This is a genomic window from Marinobacterium sp. YM272, assembly GCF_050908845.1.
Lineage (GTDB): Bacteria > Pseudomonadota > Gammaproteobacteria > Pseudomonadales > Balneatricaceae > Marinobacterium_D.
In genome coordinates this window covers 1,161,084-1,186,063 of record NZ_CP194171.1, presented here as the reverse complement: position 1 = coordinate 1,186,063, position 24,980 = coordinate 1,161,084, and the positions used below count along the sequence as shown (strand labels likewise).

Below are 24,980 nucleotides of genomic sequence, written 5' to 3'. Positions count from 1 at the left end.
AATTCAACATATTGCGCCGACCACACCACCCCGGTATCATTGGCGCTCGCTTTACGGGCCTATAGCTCAGTTGGTCAGAGCAGTGGACTCATAATCCATTGGTCGCAGGTTCAAGTCCTGCTGGGCCCACCACCTCCTTCCGTTCCCAAAGCAACCCAAATCAATTGGATCAGCGCTTCCGGCATTCCTCATATCCGCGCCGGCCTATTCGCTAAACACTAAAGACTTTTCTTCCGTTTCTACCGCCAATAAAGCTCTTCCCGTGCCGCCTCCGCCGCAACAACCGAGATTGATATTGTCCCTGGAGTGATTCAATGTGCTGAGCGGGCAGAATATGCGATGAGAGCTCATCGGGTTAATACCCTGCCAACACGGACAGACAATCGCGTCACGGCTACCGATCAACCTCAGACTGCTGATTCAGTCCGAAAGTAACGTTATACTGCCGCTCTCTATACAGGCCCGATCTATAAAGGAATATCGATGCAGTCACCCGCCGATAACAGCCCTCCGCAACGCTCCTATGCAGATGATGAGATCGACCTGTTCGAACTGATAGAAAACCTCTGGAAGCAGAAGCTGCTCATTATTCTGGTCACGCTGATCGTTGCGGCTTGCGGTGCGGCCTATGCCCTGCTTGCCACTCCAACTTATCAATCCACGGCCTATCTGCTGCCGCCATCCAGCAAAAACATGGCAGAACTCAACAAGCTAAAGCTGGTTGATGAGTCCGCTGCCGACTACTCCACTCGTTCGGTTTTCGACTATTTTCTGCAGACATTACAGTCCAATACCGCCAGACAGGCGCTGTTTAACCAGCCTGATGTACAGCAGCATTTCCTGGAGAAAACCGATGGCAACGCGGTCGAAGCCTGGAAACTGTTTAACGAGGCTATCAGCGTCAGCCCACCCAAAAAGGATGGCAACACCGCCAGCGTCAGCGTTAAAACCGATGCTGCCCAACCTGCTGCACAATGGGCTAATGAATATGTCCGCATCACGGCAGAGCAATCCCGCGAAAACCTTGCTGCCGACCTGCGTGAAGAGATCCAGTCCCGCGTTAATAAGCTGGAACAGGATATCCAGAGCCGTCGTATGATTTACCAGTCTCAGATCGACACTGAGCTGAACAAACTGACCGAAGCGCTCAGCATCGCCCAATCACTTAAGCTGACCGAGCCTCTGCGCACAGATACTGTGATCGACGAACAGAGCAACATGATGGTTGATGAAATCCGCCGCCTGTATCGTCTGGGCTCTAACGCATTGGAAGCAGAAATCGCAGCTATTAGCGAGCGTCGCAAGAATGAAGCGTTTATCCCTGACCTGACCAACCTTGAGCTGCAGAAAAACCTGCTTGAAGCGCTCAAGGTGGATCCTGAGAGTATTCAGCCTGTACGTGTGGACCTTGAAGCTCTGCCAGATGACAAACCGATCAAACCGAAGAAGCTGTTGATCGTTGCGTTGGCAACGGTCTTAGGCGGGATGATGGGCATTATGATCGCACTGGTACGTATGGCGATCCGGAATCGCTGTAAACCAAAGGCGCCGTGAGCCTGTTGGGAATTCCAGCCACGCAGAACCGCAACAGATATGGGCGTCAATGTATCACGCTTTTGGCGCTCGTGCTCCCAAGGGAAGAATGACCGCTGATTTGGAGCCTGGCTCATTGACTGCTCGCTCTACATGCAACCAATCGACAATCGGCGATGAGGGTACAAAGCCACTGACCGCCTGCTGCAGCAGGGTACGGGCCTCTTCGCCGCTACCCGCTGCCAGTGCCTGTTCCATGGCAAGCAGCAGGTCCGCCAAGTCGTCTGCAGCAAGCTTCTCCTCCCGCGCACGCATGATCTTCGGGTGATCGGTACCGACCACGTCCTCACCAATCAGCAGCTCTTCGTACAGTTTCTCCCCTGGACGCAGCCCGGAAAAAACGATTTCAATATCACCGCCCGGTGTTGCTTCATTGCGGATCTCATGCCCCATCAGTTTGATCATGCGGCGGGCCAGATCGACGATGCGCACAGGGCTGCCCATATCGAGAACAAAAATCTCGCCCCCCTGGGCCATCGTGCCAGCCTGAATCACAAGCGAGGCGGCTTCCGGGATCGTCATGAAGAAGCGGGTAATCTCTGAATGGGTGACGGTAACCGGGCCGCCAGTCTCGATCTGCCGCCGGAACAGCGGCACGACAGACCCAGAAGATCCCAGCACATTACCGAAGCGCACCATGGAAAAGGTGGTTGCCGGATTAGTCGCCGCCAGATCCTGCAGAATCAACTCGGCCATTCGCTTGGTTGCGCCCATTACATTGGTCGGCCGCACAGCCTTGTCAGTGGATATCAGCACAAAGCGTTCGACGCCGGCTTCCAGCGCCTTTTCCGCCAGCACCCGTGTACCCAGCACATTGTTGCGCACACCCTCCAGCACATTGTGCTCTACCAGGGGCACATGCTTATAGGCAGCTGCATGGTAAATAGTGTCCACCTTGAAGTAATCCAGCGTGTTGGCAACGCGGTTAGCATCGGCAACCGAACCCAGCACGGGATAGAGCGGTATATCCAGCTCCTGATCACTGATAAGCGAGCTGAGTTCCTGCTCAATGGAATAGAGTGCGTATTCACTCACTTCATAGAGGATCAGCGCTTTAGGATTGTTCACCAGCGCCTGACGACAGATCTCCGAACCAATAGAGCCACCGGCACCACTGACGAGAACAGTTTTGTTCCTCAGGCTACCCGCAATAAGCTCGGGCTTCGGCGGCACCGAATCACGTCCCAGCAGATCTTCGGGATCCACATCCCTCAGCGCGTCCATCGCCGCACCACCGATAATCTCCATCATCGACGGCACCGTTTTAATTCTAACCGGATATTCTGCCAGCCGCTCCAGTATCCTTCGCCGCTGTTTGATACTGACCGATGGCAGCGCCAACAGCACATGGGAAATCTTAAGCTCATCAATCAACTGCCCCAGTGATTGAGGCGGGTATACCGGCATCCCCCCTACACTCCCCTTCCAAAGGGACTTATCGTCATCCAGAAAACCCACCGCCTCAAACTCGCCGCCGCTGACAAAGGAACTGGCCAACTGAACGCCGGAACTACCTGCCCCGTAGATCAGTACTGGCGATTTGTTGGCATAGTGCCGCTGTAAAGAGTGATAGTAGTTCCTCACCAACAGGCGGCTGCCGCCCACGTATACCAGCGCCACCAACGCAAAGATGATCGGCACTGAACGCGGGAACTGATCAATATGCGAAAGATAGGCCGCCGCCCACATGCCTATTGCCAGCAGCACCACACCCTTGGCGACAGCTCCTATGGCCTGGGCACCCATAAAGTGAACGACGGCGCGGTAGAGACCCAAGCGGATAAAGATGAGTACACCCAGCAGCGGTGTAAAAAGAAACAGCCACCAACCGGCGGCCAGGAAATCGGTCGGCCACCAGTCAGCAAGACGCAATGCATAGGAGGACCACAACGCCAAAGGCAAGGCGACCAGATCCGCAAACACCATGATCAGCTTTTTGGCCGTGCGGTTCAGCGTAAGAACACGGTGATGGGCAGAGTTTGTCGGCAGACCATCTATCACTCTGTTACCTCAGCCATCACCTGTTTGAGAACATTGATCGTTTTGTCAATCTCCACATTCGTCAAGGTCGGATGAACCAGGAACATCAGACTGGTCTCACCCAGTTCATGAGCGACGGGCAGTGGCGAGTTCGGACGGTACCCCGTATCGTCGAATGCCTTTTCCAGATACACCTCAGAGCAGGACCCAGAAAAACAAGGTATGCCCTGGGAGATCATCACGTTCATGATCCGATCTCGAACTTCTCCGATATCGTTATAAGCGGCAAACTTCTGCGCATCCAGAAAGAGATAACATTTATACGCAGCATGCTCGATAGTAGCTGGAATATCCGGCACCCTGAGTCCTGGTAACAGCCTGGCTGCTCCCCAGATCTTCTCCGCATTGGTCAAACGCCTAGTGTGCCATTCGGGCATCCGCCTTAGCTGGATCCTACCGATAGCAGCCTGCATCTCAGTCATGCGCCAGTTAGTACCGAAAGACTCATGCAACCAGCGAAAACCAGGCGGATGCTGACGTTCATAGACAGCAGACCAGCTTTTACCGTGATCCTTGTATCCCCACATCGTCTGCCACAGCTGCTTATCATTGGTGGTGACCATGCCGCCCTCTCCGCCGGTAGACATAATCTTGTCCTGACAGAATGACCAGCAGCCTATGTGACCGATTGAACCAACGCTTCGCCCCTTGTAGAGGGCACCGTGCGCCTGGGCACAATCCTCGATCACATACAGGCCATGCTCCCGCGCCAACTCCATGATCGGATCCATATCACAGGGCCAACCTGCTAGATGCACGCAAACAATGGCACGTGTCCGCGTTGTCAAAACCTGAGCGATAGTCTCGGCTGTAATATTCTGGCTATCCCTGTCCACATCCGCGAATACCGGCACTGCACCAGCGTTCACCACACTGGACACAGAGGCGATGAATGTACGGGAGGTAACAATTACCTCATCTACCCTATCACCCTGGCCGATACCGAGCACCTTGAGGGCCAGATCCAATGCCACCGTGCCGTTTGCAACGGTCACCGCGTACTCCGAACCGAAATAATCGGCGAACTCACGCTCGAACTGCCTCCCCTCTTCACCTGTCCAGTAATTAACCCGGTTACTCAGCAGCACATCCCTGACGGCATCGCCCTCTTCTTCAGAAAAGCTGGGCCAAGGTGAAAAAGGACCGTTCAACATTTAGTGCACTACCGTTTTCAAAATATAGTGAAGGTCACGACGCAGCGACCAGTGACGGATATAGTCCAGATTGATCCTAACCTTATCGGGCCAGATCACCTCCCGATTGTAGGCCTCTGGATCTTTTTGCGCGGCCAGCAATGCTTCTTCATCACGGTATTTCAATGTCGCGGGCCCCGTTATGCCAGGCCGAACAGACAACATCGCCCGCTCTTCCCCTTGCAGCCTGTCAGCAAAACCTGGCACATCAGGCCTTGGTCCTACAAAACTCATCTGACCAAGTAACACGTTCCACAGCTGGGGCAGTTCATCAATCTTGGTACGGCGGTAGAAAGCACCCAAGGGCGTAATGCGGGGATCCCCTTTGGTTGTCACCGTTGTATCGATAGATGCTACCGGACGCATGGTCTTGATCTTCACCACACTAAAAACCTTGCCGTTACGCCCAACTCTTTTCTGGATGAAAAAGCCGTTGGAGCGTGTATCAACGCTTGCAGCGATCCAGGCTAGAAGAATCAGCCACCAGAGAAAAATCAACCCCGCAGCTGAAACAAGCAGATCAAATAGCCGTTTGCGGATAGCCTGACAGCGGCTCAAGCCATTCGAGTACGAATCAAAGGTAGTCATAACGCTTTAACGTATCCCCTACCAGCGCTTCGAGATGAGCGACCTCCTGCTGCCCAAGAGCTTTGCGGCCCTTGCCCAGGCTGCGTGACGAGACGCCTCCGACCGCCTTGGCTATCTTGCCGTCATCAACCTCTTGCCCCATAAACCTGAGAAGAGCGGCCAACTCTCGCGCTGGCTCACGCACAAAGTCTTCATACCGAACACGGATCACCTTATCTGCAGGCATGGCTGCGAACGCTTGCTCCGCATTATCCACACAACGCTGCCACTGCAAGGCACACACCTCATTCAAGGTATGGTTTTGCAGGATATCCTGCATACCATCCAATGCTGGCCCCCAGAAGGCGAGGCGCTTCTCCCGCGATATCAAGCGGTAAACCCGTGCCCATAAATAGCGGAACGCGTAATAAGGCAGGTCTGTCTTCGGCACGAACCGCACCTTTTTCAATATGTAGGGGATATCCAGCTCTGCCGTCCAACGCTCTCTTGCCGAGCCCATCGCATCAATCCCATCGCGATAGATGAAGATGTACTTGGCATTCGGTAGTACTGCATCGACAAAGGGCACTCTCAGGGAGTTGGCACAGGTCTTTTCGACAACAACATCAGCATCGTATTTTTTGGCAATATCAGTGAAGCGCTGTTGTATGTAGCTCTTAATCGATGGTGAGGCGTTGCCAGCGGGTATCTCATCGGAAGGATACCGAACATTTCCATGGCGCCATATATAGTTAATTTCATCACAGGGCCAGGTGGATATGCCCTCAAAAGAGGTTAAAACATCGCGTAGCATGTTGGTGCCCGAGCGCGGGGCTCCAACAATAATAACATCCTTATGACTCACTCAAACGTCCAAATTTATTTCAAAAGAGAAGACCATTCAGCCAAGACAACATCGGTGGAAAATGCACTTTCAGAAAACCCTTTGGCGCATTTTTTCATAGCATCAGTCCGCTCAGGCTGGTTTGCCAAAGATGAAATCGCATTAGCAAGCTCTTTAACATCGCCATTCTTGACGGCCAAACCTGCACCGCTCTCTGTAATATCCCGAGCAAGACAGCTATCCACTTCAGCCGCGACTAAAACCGGGCAACCTTGTTCCAGGTAAGTCATGGTTTTACTCGGATAAGCGTATCGATAAAGCTCAGACACCAGACTTACAAAGCCTAAGTCAGCTTTTGCCATTGCGGCCTTAGCAACTTCTACAGGCTGATGCCCCCAAAAAGTTACCCTGGCGCCAACGTGGTTCGCTTTGTCAGACAAACGATTCTTTTCGCTACCGTCTCCCATCATCACCAAGCGAATATCTGCTCGATCACGCAAGAGAGCTATAGCATCGACCAACGTGTCCAGTCCCTGAAAGCGCCCAATATTACCGGCAAAGAGCAAAATAAAGGGCTCACTGGGCCAAGAGAAAGGTAAAGCCGCCTGCCTTAAACTTTCCGAAGGTAAGCTGAAGTTATTAATCACAGCAGTTTCAGGTGGATTTTCAGGCGCTCTGCCAGCCAAGCTTTCAGCCATATCATCAGACAAAACCACAACAGGCTGCGCCTGAGCACAAGTCCATTTGTCCATCCGAGACAAAAGAGAGAAAACTCTCGGATTACGAAATTCACCCGAGATACGGCCAATTTCTGGATGTATATCCATGCAATGGTAAATAAATCGAGCGCCTGTCAGCTTTGCTATGACAGCAGAAAACCAGCCCCCCAGAACGGGAGGCGAAGTGGACACCATAATCACGTCATAACGCTCTTTTACCAGCGCCTGCCAAAATATCCCGGCACCCAGGCGCAAGGCATTAAAGATTCGAACCAAAGGTTTTCCGGCTTCAGTGGGCAGGTTCAAACGAATCACCTGCGTACGGTCAACAACCTGCCTTCGTGGTTGCTTCTCGTTCTTAACGCCAGACTTGTATGAAGGTTGAGAAGAGAGAACGTGAACTTCATGGCCATCATTCACCCACTGCCGCACAATCGTTCGCAACATTGAGGCATAGGGTGGCGTGTCGGGCCAGTAAAAGCGGTGTATGGCAAGAACCTTCAAAGAACGCCCCTCAATAATGCTTCCATACGGTTTGCATCACATAATCCCGATAACTATGAATAATGCGTACCACCTTCTCTGCAACATTCGGCATGCTGTAATCTTCCACCAGCCGCATGGAGCGATCGGTACCCCGGCACTGGTTTTCCAGTATGACCAGTCCCTGAAGTACGCGCTCAGTGTTCAGGCCCACCATCATGGCGGCAGTTTCTTCCATACCCTCAGGGCGCTCATGAGCTTCACGGATGTTCAGGGCGGGGAAATTAAGGATGGAAGCTTCCTCGCTAATAGTCCCGCTGTCGGACAACACCGCTTTGGCGCTCAACTGCAGCTTGTTGTAATCCTTGAAGCCCAGCGGTTTCAGCAGGCGCACGTTTTCATGGAAAGTCACACCCGACGAGTCCACGCGCTTTTGTGTGCGTGGATGGGTAGAGACTATCACGGGATAGCCGTATTGCTCAGAAATGGCATTCAGAGTGTCTACCAGGGCCAGGAAGTTTTTCTCGGAATCGACATTTTCTTCCCGGTGGGCGCTCACCACAAAGAACTCTCCTTCTTGCAGCCTCAGGCGGCGCAACACATCGGAGCCATCGATACCTTCGCGGAAGTGATTCAGCACTTCGTACATGGGACTGCCAGTTTTTACGACACGGTCCGGCAACAGACCTTCGCGCAACAGGTAGTCCCTGGCAATGGTGCTGTATGTCAGGTTGATGTCGGCGGTGTGATCGACAATGCGCCGGTTAATTTCTTCCGGAACGCGCATGTCGAAGCAACGGTTGCCAGCTTCCATGTGAAAGGTAGGAATTTTTCGGCGTTTGGCCGGAATAACCGCCATGCAGCTGTTGGTATCACCCAGCACTAGAAGCGCTTCAGGCTGACTTTCTGCCAACACCTTGTCCACGGCGACAATTACGTTGCCAATAGTCTCAGCACCGCTGGCACCGGCGGCTTCCAAAAAGTAATCCGGTTTACGGATGTCCAAATCCTGGAAGAAGATTTCATTCAGCTCGTAATCATAGTTCTGGCCCGTGTGGACCAAAATGTGTTCGCAATACTCATCCAGTTTGGCCATTACCCGGGACAAACGAATAATTTCCGGCCGAGTGCCGACCACGGTCATAACTTTGAGTTTCTTCATGGAGATCTCGGATTTGTTCAGTCTTTGGTACCCACCGGGAACGCGAAGGTGTCGGGATTTTCCCGGTCAAAAATCTCATTGGCCCAGAGCATACATACCAATTCGGTGTCGCCCACATTGGTAACATCGTGCGTCCAGCCGGGCACAGTTTCTACAATCTCCGGGGATTCACCAGAAGTAAACAGCTCGTAGAATTCGCCAGTGAGCATATGACGGAACCGGAAACAGGCTTCGCCCTTGATAACCAAAAACTTCTCGGTTTTTGAATGGTGATAATGCCTGCCACGGGTAACGCCTGGAAGTGCTGTAAAGAACGAGAACTGCCCCGCATCCGCTGTTTTCAGCATTTCCACAAACACGCCGCGGTCGTCGCTATGCTGGGGTACCCTGTAGGTGAAGCTCTCCGGCGGCAGATAGCTTACGTAGGTGGAATACAGCGCGCGCACCAGGCCCTTTCCCACAGGCTCGGTAACCAAGTTATCCCGTGTGGCCTTGAACCGGTTCAGCTGCTCTGCCAGTTCGCTCACGGTTATATGATACGTTGGCCCCACTTCAACAAACGGACCTTTTTGATCACCGGACTCCATCAACGAGAGGAAACTGGCAATCACATCATCGACATACACCAGGTTAATCACCGCGTCCGGGTCATTAATCTGTACTGGCAAATCTCGTGCGATGTTATGGCAAAAAGTCGCAACGGCCGAGTTGTAATTTGGCCGAGCCCATTTACCGAACACATGGGGTAGGCGGTAGATGTATACCGGATTTCCGGTCTTTTCATTAAGCGCTAGCAGTGAATCTTCTGCACCCCGTTTGCTGTTGCCGTAATCGTTATCCCGATCTACCTGAATGGAAGAACTGTAGATAATCGGAATATTGCGGCCAACTTGCTCCACTGCATCGCTAAGTGCCTGGGTGAAGTCAGCGTTACCGGTCTGGAATTCCGCCGGATCTTCGGGGCGATTAATGCCTGCCAGATGAACCACCCAATCAATACCCTCCAGCAGTTTCGGCAAATCATGCTCGCTGTGTTCACGGGTAAACGCCACAACTTCAAAATCGCCTTTCTCACGTAAGTGCATTAACAGGTTCTTGCCGATAAACCCTTTGGCTCCGGTGACCATTACACGCATATTAATCCTCCGGGCTAACGTATTCGCCCTGCTCCAAGGCGCGAATAAACTCCAGTTTCCGCAACAGCGCCAGCATGCCCGCGACATCAAGCCGTTCTGTGTTGTGAGAATTGTAATCTTCGGTTTGGGAAATCTTCTCCTCGCCCTGCTCCACATACTTTTCGTAATTCAGGTCCCGCAAGTCTGGAGGAATACGGAAGTAATCACCCATATCTTCTGCACTGGCCATTTCCTCACGGCTAAGCAACACTTCATATAACTTCTCGCCATGACGAGTACCGATTTCCTGAACGGGATGTTCCTGCTTGCCTGTTAGCTCGGTAAGCGCATGGGCCAAGGTTTTAATGGTAGCGGCGGGGGCTTTTTGTACGAACAGGTCACCATTATTACCGTGTTCGAACGCGTAAAGTACCAGATCCACCGCATCCGCCAAGGTCATCATGAACCGGGTCATGTTCGGGTCGGTAATGGTGATTGGCTTACCGGCACGAATCTGGTCAACGAACAACGGGATAACTGAACCACGGGAAGCCATCACGTTGCCATAGCGAGTGCCACATATAACCGTCTTAGCCGGATCAAGATTGCGGGACTTAGCGACCATCACCTTTTCCATCATGGCCTTCGAGATACCCATGGCATTGATAGGGTACACAGCTTTGTCTGTGCTTAAGCAGACGACACGCCTAACTTCATTCTGAATGGCGGCTTCAAGGACGTTTTCAGTACCAATTACGTTGGTTTTAACCGCCTGCATCGGGTGAAATTCGCAGGACGGCACTTGTTTCAACGCCGCCGCGTGAAAAATGTAATCAACTCCTCGGGTTGCATTCAATAGACTGGTATAATCACGCACATCACCAATGTAGAACTTCAGCTTGGGGTTTGCGTAGCGTTTACGCAAGTCGTCCTGCTTCTTTTCATCCCGGCTGAAGATTCGGATTTCTGCAATATCGGTATTCAGGAAACGGTTGAGAACTGCATTGCCGAAGGATCCGGTACCGCCGGTGATCAGAAGAGTTTTTTCGGTAAATTTCATGCGACTCCCAAGCTTTTTTTCAAAAGTTCTTCAAAGACTTTACTTTGATATTCAAGTGAATATGAGTTCTTTATGATTGATCTACAGCTTTCAGCACTAATAGATCCAGACAATATATTACTTTTACACCTTAATATCGCTGCTTCCAAAGAAGATACATTATTTTCATCGAACAGTTCACCGGTATAACCAGGGCAAATAGCCTCGTGTTCGGGCATCTGATTTTCAGCATTACTGTGAGTGATCACCGGAGTACCATAAATGAGAGAATGTATAGCTGTAAGACCAACATTTCCGGGAGACACTGTAATATCAGATGCTATAATAAGCTCCGCCAAAGTGACTTCCTCATAGATGGCACCATAGAAGGTCACGATATCTGATATCCCTAAACGCCCAACCAGCTGAGTCAGATAATCCCATTCATCTCCATCACCTACTATCTTTAGCTGAACATCAAAACAACTAGCTAGATTAGCGACGGCCTTAAGCAAAAGATCCAGCCTTTTAACTGCGGTCAGCCTACCAACGAAAATCAGCTTAATCTCAGATTCACATGTCGCTTCAAAACGAGACAGATAATTGTTATACACAGAATCTTGCTCTGAAAACTCAAGTGCATTATTAATTACAAAAAGCCTATCTTCCGAAACCCCAGCTTGGACTAATAATGACTTTGATCGATTACCATAAAGAAGCAAAGCATCGGCCAGCGAATAGAAAAGACACCTCACTCGTTTTTTCATCCATGATTCGTTGCCATATAGACCATGAGTCCAAAATACTAGCTTCTTTCCCATCAGCCTAGTCATACATGCTGCTAACCAGTTACCAGGGCAGAAGGCATCCCCCCAAAACACAACCACCTTAGAGTCATCAAAAGCTGCTGCAATCGAACCTGTTGACAATAAGAGCCTACCTTTTACCCTAAGGTCTTTAGAGCTTTTATAATGAAAACTAAACTGAACCGCTTCATCAAGAGAAGGTTTATTAATTTTTGACGAATCCTCTGAAAGGTCCGCATAAACACGAATCTTTAAGCCAAAAGAATTTTTAGACAGATTTTCAAAAACAGGAATTCTATAATGAGCCAGCCTATCAGGCACAATGGAAATAACGTCAGGCATAATTTAACGAAGATGAGCAAATATCACTAAAAGAATCTCCTAAAACTTTAAAACAAACAAATAATAAAACCTTCTTTGCTTTCCTTTAATGCGATAATCAATAGAGAATCCGCCTTACAGTTACTATTAACTATAACCACTCTATTTCAATATTCTCGAACTTTTATAAAACCTAAGCAAGAAAAATAATGCCCCATGATGAGATTGTTATAACCACCGCCGGTACGGACTTAACAATAACATCAAAATTGAAACTAGCATATTATATACGCTCCCAGTCAACTTAAAAATCGATTATAACCCAAAAAACTTTGAAAAAGGCTTCTTAGCCGGGTAAACAGAATATTTATCAGTTTCAATGTAAAAAACAATATCCGACAATAAAACCGAAAAGCTTTACACAATATTGACAAAAAGTATTAACTTACCGTCATCCGAAGGACTAAATCGCTGTTATGAAGTAGAAAACTATAAGTTATTTCCTCTTCTAACCTAAGATATCGCGAATTGCCGATCGAAGGCCATTAGCATATCTATAATGCCCGCACAATATTAAAGCTCCTACGGCTAAAAATCTCGTCAGGAGTGGTTTATCAATGATTTCAAGGCGCTTCTTTGTTGAAACCACGCGTTGACGATATATCCTTTCAAGCGTTTCAAGCCTTTCAATATGACGTTCAGGAGCAATACGCAAGGAATTATTAATCGCGTTACAAAATAATTTTAACTGTGTTAACTGAGACCGTAGATCTTTCTGGCTATTCGATTTTAATGCATTTCTTGATAAATGAATAAGAGCTTCTAGTCGATTAACTTTAGTTATTTTATTTACAATAAACTGCGATTCATTTGTTTCATGACGACGGTAATATTGCAAAATTTTTTCATCGACTATTTTTGCATTCAAACCATCAGCAAACCAAACTAACCATTTATCATGCGCTTCAACTCCTTCTGGGATTGGTGTACTAAGATCTAAAAGCTCTCTTCGCACCACACAACAACAGCCCATTACAAAGCTACGCATGTCGAAGCCCGCAGAACGTATCTGCCCTATCTTAGTCAGTCCATTATGGTTTAAAGTTTTATCAGTCAATAAAGCATTATTCATCATCAACAAGGCATCAGGATTATTCTCAGCAACGTTAAGCATGTACTCGATTTTATCTGGAAACCAAACATCATCCTGATCGCTGAGGAACACGAGGTCTCCTGTCGTTTTCGTTAAGGCAGCATTAAAATTACCGCAATAACCCAGCCTGCGACTGTTTCTGAATAGTAAAACATCGAACGGAGCTGCTTCCGAAAACTTTTTAACTATTTCCTCTGTTTGGTCTGAAGAGCAGTCGTCTGTTATGACTAACTCATCCGGTAGTACCGTCTGATCAAGAAAGCTTTCAAGTTGGTTTTCTATATAATTTTGGCCATTATAGACCGCCATAGCTATAGATATTTTCATAACCTACTCAATAACGCACTATAATTTTGAAAACCAATAAATCAAAGTGGAACTTTTGATATTATAAAAACTAAAAACTAGATAAAATTGACAAACCCTTTTTCTTTAATAAAACTCAGTACATTGATATCCACCTCCGGATTACAGTGTTTCTCATATATGTAATTGCTATCATATTCATATTTATTATTATCTAAATAATTCATTGCTTCCCAAGCGTCTTTTTCGTCAAGAGAGAATCCAAACGCATTCAATTCTCTACATCTCCCGAACAAGCCTAAGATAATCAATAAAATAGTCCCCGACTTAGGCGGTTTTTCTAATTTAGGAAAAGACTCTCCCTTAGACATAAAAATTCTAAAAATAGCATAAGAGTACATTGGCGTTTGTCTTGGATAATATAAAAATTCATTATTCACTCCAAGAAAAAATTTCTTATTTTTAATAGTAGTAATAATCCTCGCAGCTTCACCATGTAGTCGAGGAATACATTCTTGATGTTTGTCTACCATCGTAGCACCAATAAATCGAAAACTTGTTTTAGCCCCATAAAAGCGGTGCTGATTACAATCAGGACTAAATAAGTTAACCCTAATTACATAATCATGGGAATCGATAAAGTTACCATTTTCTCTTAACGTAATATTTGGAGAACCACCTACAACAGCAACTCTTTTACCTCTAAAAACAAGAATTAACTTTAACAAAAAATAGAAATAAATAATAAAAAAATATATTTTCTTTAGATGAATAAATAACATCAGCAATGCTTTCTACAAACCGCAAACAATGTATCTGTTCGGTCTAATCTGGCCAAAGATGCTTCATACTCTTTCTCTAGCTCGATACTTGAAAGAATCTGCCACTTCTTATGTCCGCCAGGAGAATCCATAGAAAGCCAATAGAGATGATTTGACAGGGGATACCTCTGCATTCCAGAAATTTCTATATCTTCAAACCCTGATACTTTCAAAGTTTTAAACAAACTTTGGCGCGTGTGCAGAACAAGATGTTCGCTCCAAAAGGTAAACTTTTTAAACGCATCACAATCGTACAATGAAAAAAGTGCGTCACGAGCATGAGGTACTTCGATCAGCAAAACACCACCAGGTTTTAATTTATCAAGAACTAAAGATAGAGCTTGAAGCGGTTTTTCAATATGCTCTAGGACATGAAACATTGTTACTACATCAAGCGATTTTTCTTCTAACTCTTCTAATGAATTAACAATATTGTGACCTTTATTAGATACAATCCTAGCTCGTTCTATATTGGGCTCTAGTCCGATAGCTAGATCAGCTTCATCACTAAGTTCATCTAGCATTCCTCCTAAGCCGCAACCAAAATCTAGCCAGCATTTATTTCTAATGTAATCAGAAAATTCCTTTGCTCGCCGTATGTTATCATCTAATTTTGGCGTTTTAATTTCAGAGTTATAAACGGAAAAAAACTCTTTTTCCTTACGAGATTCATAATAGAATTCTGAGATGTGATCCGAACTAGAAAGTACAATAACTTCAGTTAGACTATCTTGAAGAACCCTAACATCATCTCGATCCCTAACTCTTGGATAATACTCTACTAAATGATCTTTACAGAGGGCTCCAATACTCTCTAGCTCTGCGATAAGTCGTGACATTACTTACCTCTTAGAATTTTTTAAGATCTTATCGTTTAACTACAAGGATAATTCGTTTTCGACTCGATAAAAGTCATATTTTCTAAAGTTTTTTCCCATATTGCTTGTTGCACAATAGCGATATTATCTAATACAGTAGCACGATAGTTTTCAAAAATTGATAACATATCAATTAGCTTTTCAACCATTTTCTCGCTATTCACTTCAATTCCCCAGTTCGATTGGCCAATATCCTCCAGTAGGAATCTCACCTTATCATGGCTGATGATTGACATAATCGGACGCCTTAATCCAAGAGGAATCAATTGAGCATGCCCCCTCATACCAAAGACGAAATCAACCTGAGCGTAGAACTCCATGATTTGATTCGGACTCGCATCAGTCAAATCAGCCACATCATATTGCACACCCGCTGCGTCTAAATACGGCTCAATATCACGATCCATGGTTTTATGGGCGGCTAGCACAATATGCCAGCCGCGTTGCTCTGCAACGCTCACTGCCTTGGCAATCTCAGATAGTGTCTTGTCCGGATCATCGCCAAAACGTAATGCAGCTCTATCAAAGGCAGCATTAAAAGCCAATACCTTTTCCTTTTTCGCATCATGGGCTTCGGCTAAAGCCCTGTACTCTGGATATAGCTGCCAAATGACTGTTGTAGGGCAAAACTGGTGTTTAAGTTTTAGATGTGCTGGACCATCTAAATATTTTTCTAAAGCTTTTATAGATCCATGATTACGCAAACCAAGAAATGTGGATTTTTCTGCCAAGGTCTGTATGTGTTCTGTGAAAATAGGGTCAAAATCTTCCTGCCCTCTGAAGCGGTTATAGCCGATAGCAAAAACATAAATAGGGATATTTATCGCTTTTAGCGCACCCACCGAACAGTTCCACTGCCAACCACTATTCGATACGTCACTGCCCGCTTGATCCCTTAGCAGAAGTCCTCCACCTCCAATTACGATGCCGTCGAACTCTTGATTGATCGAATCGATATCATCCAAGGACAATTCTTCCCAAGCCTGTCTAAGGGTCCATTCAAACGGCCCTATTACAGTGTCAAACGCTTTACGTACTACCGGGAAAAGCAAAGTATCGCCTGCGTTCCGATTCGCTGAGTTATGTACGCCAATGTGGAGCAGCTTTTTCTTTCCTCTGCCTGCATTGATGCACATTGGCAACTTGGTCACAGGACCATAAGTTTTTATATTTCTAATGGGCATCGACTTTGCTCTTAATAGCGTTCCAAGGTTCAAGAACACCGCATAAGCGGCGAGCCAACTCAAGATCCTTTTGCTCATTGATATCAATTGAGCTGATGTAGTCCATGACAAAACCGACCGAATCTTCCATATGGAAAGTTCCGGCCTTACGGAGTTGTGCCGGCCGCGCCATAAAGATAGCCCCATTAACGCTAAAAAGTTTACTCTGTCCCTGACGCTGTGCGTTCCTATCTTCGCCTGGAGCGACCATGGATAGCTGATGACCATCTAAATAGCGCAAGTTAGTCAAATATTTGCCCAAATCAACCACGCTAATAACGGATGATGCCTGCTCATTGCGGAAAAGTTCAACAGCTCCATTGATATCACTGGCACGTCTAAGGGGGCTCGTTGGAAGCAGCATCATTACGGCCTCCGGTACAAGGCTTTCCTCTCTGAGGAACCAGTCTAATGCATGAAACACGACATGAACCGCATGCACCTCGTCTGCAGCCAAGTTAGCAGGTCTTAAAAAAGGCACTTCCGCACCAGCAGCCCTTGCAACCGAAGCAATAGTTTCACAATCTGTTGAAACGATCACTCTATCTACACAACCTGAGGCTATTGCTGCTTCTATTGTCCATACGATTAGGGGCTTACCACCCAACTCTGTAAGATTTTTGCCAGAGATTCCCTTAGATCCAGAGCGTGCTGGTATGACCGCTACAATACTATTATCGCCTTGCCGCCTCATTAATGACTCTCCGAGAAGCTACTTTCCAATCGATCTAATGCTACCCAAAAACCTTCACCTGTATTTTTATGCCCTTGCCATATTTCGGGTATGAATGAAACATTCGGAGACCACTGCTGTAAATCTTCTCCCAGTGCCTTAAAGTCGATATCACCTTCACCAATCTGAAGCCCTTCATCATCATACCCGCAAGCATCAACAATATGTAAATGGGCTGAATAGGGGCCAATTTTACGAATAAAATCGCGCATAGACCAACCAAAATAATTACACGCAAGTTTGGAATGAGACGTATCTAAACATACACGCATATCATATTTTACACAGAAATCTACTATCTCATCAGGATCCATAAACAAGTTATGATAACGCTGGCCGCCAAAATGCCAAGGAAAAGGTGGCATAGTCTGAGGAATTATTTCCACTCCGTCCGAGTCAACCTCTGCCAAAGCCAGACCTATCCGCTCATAGAGTTTTTCGCGATCCTCCTTCGGCATAAATCGATCAGAAGAAAACCCGCCCGCATTGATAATTATCAAGGGTTTTTCTGTATTTAAAAAATACTTCTTAAGTTCACGAGTTCGATTTACTACCCGCTGCAGTTCGAGTATAGATCGATCTCTGTAGTTGGCGTCAGAAGATGATAGGTCCATCAAATGGTCACCGGAAAATAGTTCTGGGCTGTGAACAACTAATCCTATGTTCTCCGGCTCGGAGAAGTAGTCACTCGGCTGAAGGTCAAGATCACGATAGCTGAAATGAATCTCTACAAAATCGGGTGAAGCACCGTCCGTCAGTGCCTGTATGTCATGGTAGCGTACTGGAATCCCCCAAGGCCGATTAAACCGGTATGGCCGTGGAGATACACAGTTACCCAGTATATCGCTCTCATAGAAGAGATCACCTTTCTGCATATCTCTATAAGCTTTTGTTCCTATCAGCTCCTTCGCTCTTGAAGGTTGGAGTCCACGTCCAGGACTACGAACCGTTAACATCTCTTCAGTTATCACTGTTCCTTTAAGGATTGTACATGACGCTATGAGCGATTTTGCCAAGACTTCTCTATTGAGCCTTTCTCCTTGGGTAAGCTGACGCTCTTTACTGGACCCTATAGCCTGCTCCACATTCCTGATTGCCTTAACCATTGCAGTGAGCTCCCCTGGCAGTAAACTAACTCTATGGTCATTACCTTCCATAGAGCGATCCAGAGTGAAATGCTTTTCTATTACTTTGGCACCACGTGCTATTGCGGCTATGCAGACCTCGTACCCCCTCTCATGTCCCGAGTAGCCTACTGGTACGTGAGCAATCTCTTTCAATCTATCCATGTAAGCTAAATTGATATCCTGCATTGGCGCCGGGTAGGTAGAATTGCATTGCAGTAATACGAAAGAGGCCCCTTCTTCGCGCAATACTTCGACCGACTCGCGGATCTCTTTCTCTGTAGACATTCCTGTTGAAACCAACATCGGCAAATGGGCACGAGCAGCTGCGCGTAGAAGTTCATGATTAGTAAGATCTGCTGATGCTATTTTTAGACCTTCTACGCCATATTCGACTAGCTTTTTAAGGCTAGCAACATCCCAAGGAGTACATAGCGCGGTAAGTCCTTTACTCCGTGCGTAATTTAGCGCCTCATACATTTCGCCAACGGAAAGCTGAAAGCGCTGAAGTAGATCTAGAGTATATTCTGCGCCTAAGTCTTCACTAACGGCATTGCCACCTTCGGTATAAAGGCTTTTCATATCACGAAGCTGAAATTTCACACAATCAACACCCGCTTCATCCGCTTGATCTATCAATAGTTTTGCGATTTTCAAACTACCATTATGGTTATTTCCAATCTCAGCTATAATAAATGCTGGTTTATCATCGCGGATTATATGGTGCCCTATACGAACCCCGGATTCTCCATTCCATGCAATCGATACCAAGCGGCCACTACTATCAACAAGAGGTATAGATAATATTTTAGAGCTGAACAAATTCTCGATGTCTTTATTAGGCAACGATTCTTCAACACAAACATATTCTTTGTTAGCTATTTCCGAAACTTTATTTTCCAAGTTTATATTTGATACAGTAACAACCCAACGCCTGAAATCGCCATCCGTTACGACACCTTCAAGAAACCCCGATTCTGATAGGCAATATACCATTCTCTTTGAATTTTTATTTATTTTTTCAAGAGCATATTGTATTGAGTCTTCGACATATACTATATATGGGTTTAAATTCCTATCAATTATCATATTAAATCTCTTAGAAAAAATTAAAATTACGCTTATATATTATTTTATAAAACTCGTAATTTGATAACAAAAAATTGTTTCCCATAAAAACCAATCAATAATATTCTTCTATTTTTTAAAATCGAATTTCTTACAAATAGTTCGTTATAATTAGCTTGATCGATTACTTATCCCTGATCCAGCAGAGAAATAGGATCACACTTGCGAACTGTTGCGAGTCGGTGTACGACCATTACTATGGTCTTTTCCAGATAAATCGTTGAACGCATCCATTACTAGTTTTTCTGTAATGCTATCTAACGCACTGGTTGCTTCATCAAGAATTAAAACCCCAACATCCTGATATAGCCCGCTCGCTATCCCTATACGCTGTCTTTGCCCACCTGATAGTTGCGCATCACACTCTCGTATCTAATCCTTGGGGTAGTTCTAACAAAAATTCATCAAGCTGAGCAAGCTTAGCTGCACTATTTACATTTTCCTCGTCAGCGTCTTCTATAGGTAATCAGAAAGCGATATTTTCACAAATGGAGCTATAGGCAGTTGTAGGCCGTTAGGGCCGGAACTCTATTTCCTTAGTATTTCCTTATCTTCAAAAACAAGCCCGCCGTCAACAGAGTATATAAGGTCACACTTTTCAACTGTCGTTAGCCTATGCGCTATCATCACTATGGTTTTCTTCCCTGAAAAATCGTAAATCGCATCCATAACCGCCTTTTCGGTAGCGCCATCCAGCGCACTGGTCGCTTCATCCAGAACCAAAATATCCGGATCATAGTACAGCGCTCGGGCAATCCCTATCCGCTGACGCTGCCCGCCCGAAAGCTGGATGCCCCGCTCCCCAACCCGGGTTTCCAGCCCGTCTGGCAGGCTTTCCAGCAATTCATCGAGATGTGCCAGATGTGCCGCGCGTGTCACATTGGCATCGTCTATCTGTTCCTGAGGTAATCCAAAGGCGATGTTCTCCCGAATACTGCTGTCGGCCAGAAAGATCGATTGCGGGACAAAGCCCACTACACGGTGCCAGAGGTGTCTGTTTGCTTCTGTTACCGGTTCGCCATCAATCAGCAACTGTCCTTGCTGGGGCTTTATCAGACCCAACAGTATGTCGATAATTGTCGATTTGCCGCCGCCGGATGGGCCAACCAGGCCTATGGTCTGATTCACATCGATATCGAGGGTAACATCCTTGAGTACTGGCTGCGTTTTTCCGGGATAGGTAAAAGTTACATCCTTGAGCTGAATACGCTGTTTCGGCTTCCAAGGGCTACCGTCGTTCATGCGGTCAGTCTCGGTAGGCAACTGTGGCACTAGTGCGCTAGCCTGCAGATCGGTGCGCAGCGCGTCGATGGCTGCCAGGTTGCCACGTATCTGGGAGGTGCTGCCATACACAACCTGCAGGGCAGGTAGCAGTTTAAAGCCCGCCAGCGCGTAGATCGAGAGCATCGGCAGAATCGCACCTAGGTTGCCGTCGTACGCAGCCAACAAATAAAGGACAAGTAAAATGATGCTGCCAAACGCCACCAACTCCATGATATAGCGTGGTATCTGTCCCATGGCACGAGTTGTTCCCTGGGCGCGCGCAAGGTGGTTACTGGCCCTTTCAAAGCGCGCTGTGAAGATCGGCTGGCGTTCCAGCAACAAGACATCTCGGATACCGCCGAAGCCTTCGTTCATTAACTTGAAACGTACGCCCTGGACGTCACTGATTGTGCGGCCGTTGCGAATAAGGCGACGGCGTACCGTTAGATACAAAACCAGATAGGCGGCAATAAATATACTGACACCGCCCAAAGCCACCAGCGGGTTATAGATAAAAATCGCCACCGCCATGCAAAACGCCAACACCAGTTTGGCGTTAAGTTGCATCAGTGGGTTGATCACGCTGTTGGTGACTCGCTGACTTTCCAGCGCAATGCGGTTGGTCAGTTGGCTGCTGGTTTGCGAAGTGTGGAAAAGCCAAGGCTGGTAGAGATAGTGTCTAAACAGGCGACAGGATAGTTCTGCACCAACCTTGGTGCCATAAAGCGCCAGACACCAGGCGGTGAAAATGGAGATCGCCGAGGCCAAGGTAAGTACGGTCAATACCCCAGCCCCTATCATCATCAGAAACGAATGTGGGTCCGCTGCACCAGAATATACGTAGAACTGAGCGATCAATCCCTCACCCCTCAATTGATCCAAATCACCCACTAGGGCCATGAAAGGGCCAATCGCGATCACGCTCGCGATCTCGGCGAATGCCATTAGAATTACCAACAGTTGAAGGCACAACAGTTTTCGCCGTTGCTCTGGGGTTAGGAGTAAAAATAGTTCTTTAAGTGTGGCGTACATGAATGATGATGTCTGGTGGATGGAAGATTTGGAGCTTTTCTCAGCATCGGCTGGAGTATCGACCTTTGATCTGGAGTCCAGAAGAGGCGTAGAGCCTATTTAGATATAGCTACGGAATCAAATCAGCATTGTTCCCCCCTATTTGCTTGGTGTTAACAAACTGATGTTTCAGCGCTTCCTTAGGGAGACTGTGATTAAGTTTTTATTTCCGTTGTGAGTCGAAATCGTCGCATCCAACACTCAATTGAGGCGCCATATTCCTGCTTTTACCAGCGGCGAACTGCTTTTCAGGCAGCACATACAGATTAACCATGTGTTCGTAAGATCAGATCCATACGCACGAGGTTTGACAGAGCAAACAGCATCGCCAGTTTGCCGTCATTTTTCTTCAGACCACAGTAACAGGCTTTCACGAAGCCAATTTGGTGTTTGATGATCCGGAACGGATGCTCAACCTTGGCGCGATGGCTGACCTTCAGATACTCGGTGCGGATCCAGACCTTATTGATCCGAGGGCGCTTTTTCAGTACTTTCAGGTTCCCTGGTTGTTCGGCGATGTGCCAGTCCGCACTCACATCCTGAAACTCGTCTCGCTTTTTAGCACCCCGGTACCCTTCATCGCCGTGGAGCAGATGTTCAGCCTGGTTCAGGTCATCCTCATTGACTGCCGTGGGGTGAAGCTGTGCGTGATACCGGTACGCGCATCTACACCGATATGTGCTTTCATGCCAAAGTGCCATTGATAGCCCTTCTTCGCCTGGTGCATCTCGGGGCCACGCCCACCACTGTGGTTCTTGGTTGAACTGGGTGCCTTGATAATAGTAACGTCGATCAGCGAACCTTCTTTAAGCAGGACACCTGCCTCGGACAGCCACTGATTGACCTCGTCGAAGATCTGCCGCGCTAACCCGTGTTTCTCCAGCAGGTGGCGGAACTTCAAAATCGTTGAGTGATCGGGGATGGCCTTCTTCAGTGACAGACCGGCAAACAGGCGCATGGAGGCAATTTCGTACGGCGCATCTTCCATGCCTAGATCGCCAAGGTTGTACCAATGTTGCATGCAGTGAGTCCGGAGCATGGTCGCCAGCGGATAGGGTCGTCGCCCATTAGCAGCCTTTGGATAATGAGGCTCGATTACCGCTTCCAACCACGCCCACAGGATCAGCTTATCCATACGGCCGAGGAATACTTACTTTCGTGTCTGGCGACGCTTGTTGCTGAACTCCCTATCGGCAAATTGTGAGCTGTTGGTCCATGGCGCTTCCTTGGTTCAGTTAATGGCCGCCATTCTCCCACGAGCCGAACTTGATCACACCGTCCCTAATTATGACTCGATCTATTTCAGGTAACGCTAAACCAGTGCGCGGTCGTGGTTTATACCTAACTTGAACTCTTCTTCCGGCATCAACGGCAGTAGTTTGGCTGAAGGCTGAGAGCGGTCCATTAAAAGCGGAAGCCAATAATCACGGGATACGTCCCACATGATCTATCTGCACGTGAGCGACGATCAACGCCCTTAGGCTGTCATCGATATGCAACTTAGGACATGACCCGGTAACGCTATCTCGTACGCCGTGATGCTGAATCTCTTTATATGGCATATCCCTTGCCCCTACCCGCTATTCACACTTCAACAGATTCAGGCCAAGGAGCGCTCTTTTGGCACGCTACCGCCCGGAGGTTATGGGTACACCTCAATCCTAGTTGAGCATTTGTAATGGTTGGTCATTCAAACAGCTGTTAGATGGTAATCGACTTTGTATCGACTAACACCGTCAGTCTAGGGTTGTAGCTGAAAACAAGGTGCTGGATCAATGGCTCGGCAGTATTGAAGTGGCGAAAAAGACAGGACTGGGTGGTCCGTGCTGCTGCAATCCAAGATGCATCGCAGCACCAAACCGTAGCCGGGAAAGAGAAGATACGCGTCCCTTTCGAGGCGGCAGGAAGTGTTCTCGCAGGATGAAACAGTTAGCGCATGTGAACGCTCTAGTCTGACGTTAACGATACAGAGGACGGTCAATACGCATTTTTGTTGATGAACCCCTTGAACACTGTCGCCAGGATAATCTTCAGATCCAGCCAGAGTGACCAGTTATTGATATACCAGAGATCGTATTGCACTCGCTTTTCCATCTTCTCAAGCGTATCTGTTTCACCACGATAGCCATTCACTTGAGCCCAGCCGGTAATCCCCGGCTTCACCTTGTGACGACGCATGTAGGATTCAACCAGATCCTTGTAATACTCATTGTGTGCCAGCGCATGGGGCCGAGGCCCGACGATGGACATCCGCCCCTGGAGTACATTGTAAAACTGCGGTAACTCGTCAAGAGATGTGCGGCGCAGAAAGGCGCCGATCGGCGTTATACGGCTATCGCCCCTGGTCGCCTGTGTGATCTGCCCTTCGCTTTCCTGATGTACCTTCATTGAACGGAACTTGTACACCTTGACGTTTCGTCCGTTTATGCCGGTGCGATACTGCTTGAACAGCACGGGTCCTGGCGATGTCAGTTTTATGGCGATAGCAATCGCCAGACAGACCGGCGAAATAAGCAGCATAATCAATCCACCGATAATCAAGTCTTCCGCTCGCTTGAACACCCGGGCCGGGCCGTTCATCGGCGTGACACTCAAATCTATAGAGTACATCCCCGCTACTGAGCTGACCCGGTGGTTCAGCAGTGGGATGTCTCTGAGTTCCGGCATATAGCGGATTTCAATAGTTTCGTTACGCAGCGCGTACATTAGCGCCTTGACCGTTGAGCCCATATCCAGAGGCACACTAATCCAGACCTCGTTACAGCCAGATGTGCGGATTTTCTCGACGGTTTCCTGCAAAAAAGAATCGCTAAACCCATCCGTCAGGCGAGTGACTCCCCCAATAGAAAACCCTTCGCTGCTGTTTTTGCGCATTTTCCGGGCAACTTTCAGCAGCGTTGCCGGCGGGCCCAATAGATAAACTTGACGGCGGTTACGACCACTGGTACGCAGGTGACTCAGCAGCAGGTGAGCAGATATACGTGCAGCACCCGCCAGCGTAAACGAGAAGAGCAGTGAGAAACCGAGCCACAGACGCGAATATTTTTGTGAGGCATCGGTAAAGTAGATCAGCGTGGCAATGATCAGCGACACCAGCGCCCAGTTTTGAAACAGGTTACGCAACAGGCGTAACAAGCTGGTGGTGCGCCACTGGCTGTAGGACTCAGTACTAAAGTTGACGAGGATAACGCATAGCATCATGACAGCTGTTGCCAATATGAACTGGTCAGCAACCGGTGTTACGCCAAAGCGCAACAGATATGCCCCCACACTGCCCAACAGAACCGCGACACAATCGGATAGCATCGCCAGACGATGCATTGGATAAGCTCGTACCAACTCAGGAGAGGAGAAAGCAGACATCAATCAGAGATTCCTTGCGGTCAACAACGACTATC

General features: G+C 47.7%; 19 protein-coding genes, 1 tRNA gene and 1 pseudogene. 2 read left to right on the top strand and 19 right to left on the bottom strand.

Features of this window, described 5'->3' with window-relative positions:
- Positions 1 to 55 precede the first annotated feature (55 nt).
- Together ACQUQP_RS05565 and ACQUQP_RS05560 are read left to right on the top strand one after the other, a co-directional pair.
- Positions 56 to 132, top strand: a tRNA-Ile gene (locus ACQUQP_RS05565).
- A gap of 351 nt (positions 133 to 483) precedes the next feature.
- Positions 484 to 1,554: an LPS O-antigen chain length determinant protein WzzB gene (locus tag ACQUQP_RS05560; RefSeq protein ID WP_432697813.1), complete on the top strand. Its 1,071-nt coding sequence runs from the start codon at positions 484 to 486 to the stop codon at positions 1,552 to 1,554.
- 54 nt (positions 1,555 to 1,608) lie between these two features.
- Here ACQUQP_RS05560 and ACQUQP_RS05555 read toward each other — a convergent pair whose 3' ends face one another.
- The 19 genes and pseudogenes from ACQUQP_RS05555 to ACQUQP_RS05465 form a co-directional block, all read right to left on the bottom strand.
- Positions 1,609 to 3,594, bottom strand: coding sequence for a polysaccharide biosynthesis protein (locus tag ACQUQP_RS05555; RefSeq protein ID WP_432697812.1), 1,986 nt, complete (start codon positions 3,592 to 3,594; stop codon positions 1,609 to 1,611).
- The gene (locus ACQUQP_RS05550; protein ID WP_432697811.1) at positions 3,591 to 4,787 is read right to left on the bottom strand and encodes a DegT/DnrJ/EryC1/StrS family aminotransferase; all 1,197 of its coding nucleotides are present in this window, start codon (positions 4,785 to 4,787) and stop codon (positions 3,591 to 3,593) included. Before ACQUQP_RS05550 ends, ACQUQP_RS05555 begins: the two co-directional genes overlap by 4 nt.
- A complete protein-coding gene (locus tag ACQUQP_RS05545) occupies positions 4,788 to 5,414 on the bottom strand; it encodes a sugar transferase (RefSeq protein ID WP_432697810.1) in 627 nt (208 codons plus the stop codon).
- A complete protein-coding gene (locus ACQUQP_RS05540) occupies positions 5,401 to 6,258 on the bottom strand; it encodes a sulfotransferase family protein (RefSeq protein WP_432697809.1) in 858 nt (285 codons plus the stop codon). The genes ACQUQP_RS05545 and ACQUQP_RS05540 overlap by 14 nt, the downstream gene beginning before the upstream one ends.
- 14 nt (positions 6,259 to 6,272) lie before the next feature.
- Positions 6,273 to 7,460: a glycosyltransferase family 4 protein gene (locus tag ACQUQP_RS05535; protein ID WP_432697808.1), complete on the bottom strand. Its 1,188-nt coding sequence runs from the start codon at positions 7,458 to 7,460 to the stop codon at positions 6,273 to 6,275.
- 10 nt (positions 7,461 to 7,470) lie between these two features.
- The gene (gene wecB, locus ACQUQP_RS05530) at positions 7,471 to 8,601 is read right to left on the bottom strand and encodes a non-hydrolyzing UDP-N-acetylglucosamine 2-epimerase (protein WP_432697807.1); all 1,131 of its coding nucleotides are present in this window, start codon (positions 8,599 to 8,601) and stop codon (positions 7,471 to 7,473) included.
- 17 nt (positions 8,602 to 8,618) lie between these two features.
- Complete coding sequence (gene wbjC, locus ACQUQP_RS05525; RefSeq protein ID WP_432697806.1) at positions 8,619 to 9,737, bottom strand: UDP-2-acetamido-2,6-beta-L-arabino-hexul-4-ose reductase; 1,119 nt, start codon at positions 9,735 to 9,737, stop codon at positions 8,619 to 8,621.
- Position 9,738: 1 nt separating this feature from the next.
- Complete coding sequence (locus ACQUQP_RS05520) at positions 9,739 to 10,776, bottom strand: polysaccharide biosynthesis protein (protein WP_432697805.1); 1,038 nt, start codon at positions 10,774 to 10,776, stop codon at positions 9,739 to 9,741.
- The gene (locus ACQUQP_RS05515; protein ID WP_432697804.1) at positions 10,773 to 11,903 is read right to left on the bottom strand and encodes a glycosyltransferase; all 1,131 of its coding nucleotides are present in this window, start codon (positions 11,901 to 11,903) and stop codon (positions 10,773 to 10,775) included. The genes ACQUQP_RS05520 and ACQUQP_RS05515 overlap by 4 nt, the downstream gene beginning before the upstream one ends.
- A 487-nt stretch (positions 11,904 to 12,390) precedes the next feature.
- Positions 12,391 to 13,362, bottom strand: coding sequence for a glycosyltransferase (locus ACQUQP_RS05510; protein WP_432697803.1), 972 nt, complete (start codon positions 13,360 to 13,362; stop codon positions 12,391 to 12,393).
- Positions 13,363 to 13,439: 77 nt separating this feature from the next.
- Positions 13,440 to 14,123, bottom strand: coding sequence for a glycosyltransferase family 29 protein (locus ACQUQP_RS05505; protein ID WP_432697802.1), 684 nt, complete (start codon positions 14,121 to 14,123; stop codon positions 13,440 to 13,442).
- The gene (locus ACQUQP_RS05500) at positions 14,123 to 15,001 is read right to left on the bottom strand and encodes a class I SAM-dependent methyltransferase (RefSeq protein WP_432697801.1); all 879 of its coding nucleotides are present in this window, start codon (positions 14,999 to 15,001) and stop codon (positions 14,123 to 14,125) included. The genes ACQUQP_RS05505 and ACQUQP_RS05500 overlap by 1 nt, the downstream gene beginning before the upstream one ends.
- A gap of 35 nt (positions 15,002 to 15,036) precedes the next feature.
- Entirely contained in the window at positions 15,037 to 16,224 is a 1,188-nt protein-coding gene (locus tag ACQUQP_RS05495) for a polysaccharide pyruvyl transferase family protein (RefSeq protein ID WP_432697800.1), read from the bottom strand.
- Positions 16,214 to 16,957 (bottom strand): cytidylyltransferase domain-containing protein, encoded by a 744-nt coding sequence (locus tag ACQUQP_RS05490; protein WP_432697799.1) that lies wholly within the window; start codon positions 16,955 to 16,957, stop codon positions 16,214 to 16,216. Before ACQUQP_RS05490 ends, ACQUQP_RS05495 begins: the two co-directional genes overlap by 11 nt.
- Entirely contained in the window at positions 16,957 to 19,209 is a 2,253-nt protein-coding gene (locus ACQUQP_RS05485) for an N-acetylneuraminate synthase family protein (RefSeq protein ID WP_432697798.1), read from the bottom strand. Before ACQUQP_RS05485 ends, ACQUQP_RS05490 begins: the two co-directional genes overlap by 1 nt.
- Positions 19,210 to 19,404: 195 nt before the next feature.
- The gene (locus ACQUQP_RS05480) at positions 19,405 to 19,569 is read right to left on the bottom strand and encodes a hypothetical protein (RefSeq protein ID WP_432698678.1); all 165 of its coding nucleotides are present in this window, start codon (positions 19,567 to 19,569) and stop codon (positions 19,405 to 19,407) included.
- A 207-nt stretch (positions 19,570 to 19,776) separates the two neighbouring features.
- Positions 19,777 to 21,456: an ABC transporter ATP-binding protein gene (locus tag ACQUQP_RS05475; protein WP_432697797.1), complete on the bottom strand. Its 1,680-nt coding sequence runs from the start codon at positions 21,454 to 21,456 to the stop codon at positions 19,777 to 19,779.
- Between the two features lie 392 nt (positions 21,457 to 21,848).
- Positions 21,849 to 22,799, bottom strand: a pseudogene (locus ACQUQP_RS05470) (IS5 family transposase).
- A 760-nt stretch (positions 22,800 to 23,559) separates the two neighbouring features.
- A complete protein-coding gene (locus ACQUQP_RS05465; RefSeq protein ID WP_432697796.1) occupies positions 23,560 to 24,945 on the bottom strand; it encodes an undecaprenyl-phosphate glucose phosphotransferase in 1,386 nt (461 codons plus the stop codon).
- Between the last annotated feature and the right edge of the window lie 35 nt (positions 24,946 to 24,980).

Bases quoted from the DNA above. Each gene is read 5' to 3' on its own strand.
- ACQUQP_RS05560 (WP_432697813.1), top strand. From the start codon at position 484: ATGCAGTCACCCGCCGATAACAGCCCTCCGCAACGCTCCTATGCAGAT.
- ACQUQP_RS05550 (WP_432697811.1), bottom strand. From the start codon at position 4,787: ATGTTGAACGGTCCTTTTTCACCTTGGCCCAGCTTTTCTGAAGAAGAG.
- ACQUQP_RS05545 (WP_432697810.1), bottom strand. From the start codon at position 5,414: ATGACTACCTTTGATTCGTACTCGAATGGCTTGAGCCGCTGTCAGGCT.
- wecB (WP_432697807.1), bottom strand. From the start codon at position 8,601: ATGAAGAAACTCAAAGTTATGACCGTGGTCGGCACTCGGCCGGAAATT.
- wbjC (WP_432697806.1), bottom strand. From the start codon at position 9,737: ATGCGTGTAATGGTCACCGGAGCCAAAGGGTTTATCGGCAAGAACCTG.
- ACQUQP_RS05520 (WP_432697805.1), bottom strand. From the start codon at position 10,776: ATGAAATTTACCGAAAAAACTCTTCTGATCACCGGCGGTACCGGATCC.
- ACQUQP_RS05515 (WP_432697804.1), bottom strand. From the start codon at position 11,903: ATGCCTGACGTTATTTCCATTGTGCCTGATAGGCTGGCTCATTATAGA.
- ACQUQP_RS05510 (WP_432697803.1), bottom strand. From the start codon at position 13,362: ATGAAAATATCTATAGCTATGGCGGTCTATAATGGCCAAAATTATATA.
- ACQUQP_RS05505 (WP_432697802.1), bottom strand. From the start codon at position 14,123: ATGTTATTTATTCATCTAAAGAAAATATATTTTTTTATTATTTATTTC.
- ACQUQP_RS05500 (WP_432697801.1), bottom strand. From the start codon at position 15,001: ATGTCACGACTTATCGCAGAGCTAGAGAGTATTGGAGCCCTCTGTAAA.
- ACQUQP_RS05495 (WP_432697800.1), bottom strand. From the start codon at position 16,224: ATGCCCATTAGAAATATAAAAACTTATGGTCCTGTGACCAAGTTGCCA.
- ACQUQP_RS05490 (WP_432697799.1), bottom strand. From the start codon at position 16,957: ATGAGGCGGCAAGGCGATAATAGTATTGTAGCGGTCATACCAGCACGC.
- ACQUQP_RS05485 (WP_432697798.1), bottom strand. From the start codon at position 19,209: ATGATAATTGATAGGAATTTAAACCCATATATAGTATATGTCGAAGAC.
- ACQUQP_RS05475 (WP_432697797.1), bottom strand. From the start codon at position 21,456: ATGGCATTCGCCGAGATCGCGAGCGTGATCGCGATTGGCCCTTTCATG.
- ACQUQP_RS05465 (WP_432697796.1), bottom strand. From the start codon at position 24,945: ATGTCTGCTTTCTCCTCTCCTGAGTTGGTACGAGCTTATCCAATGCAT.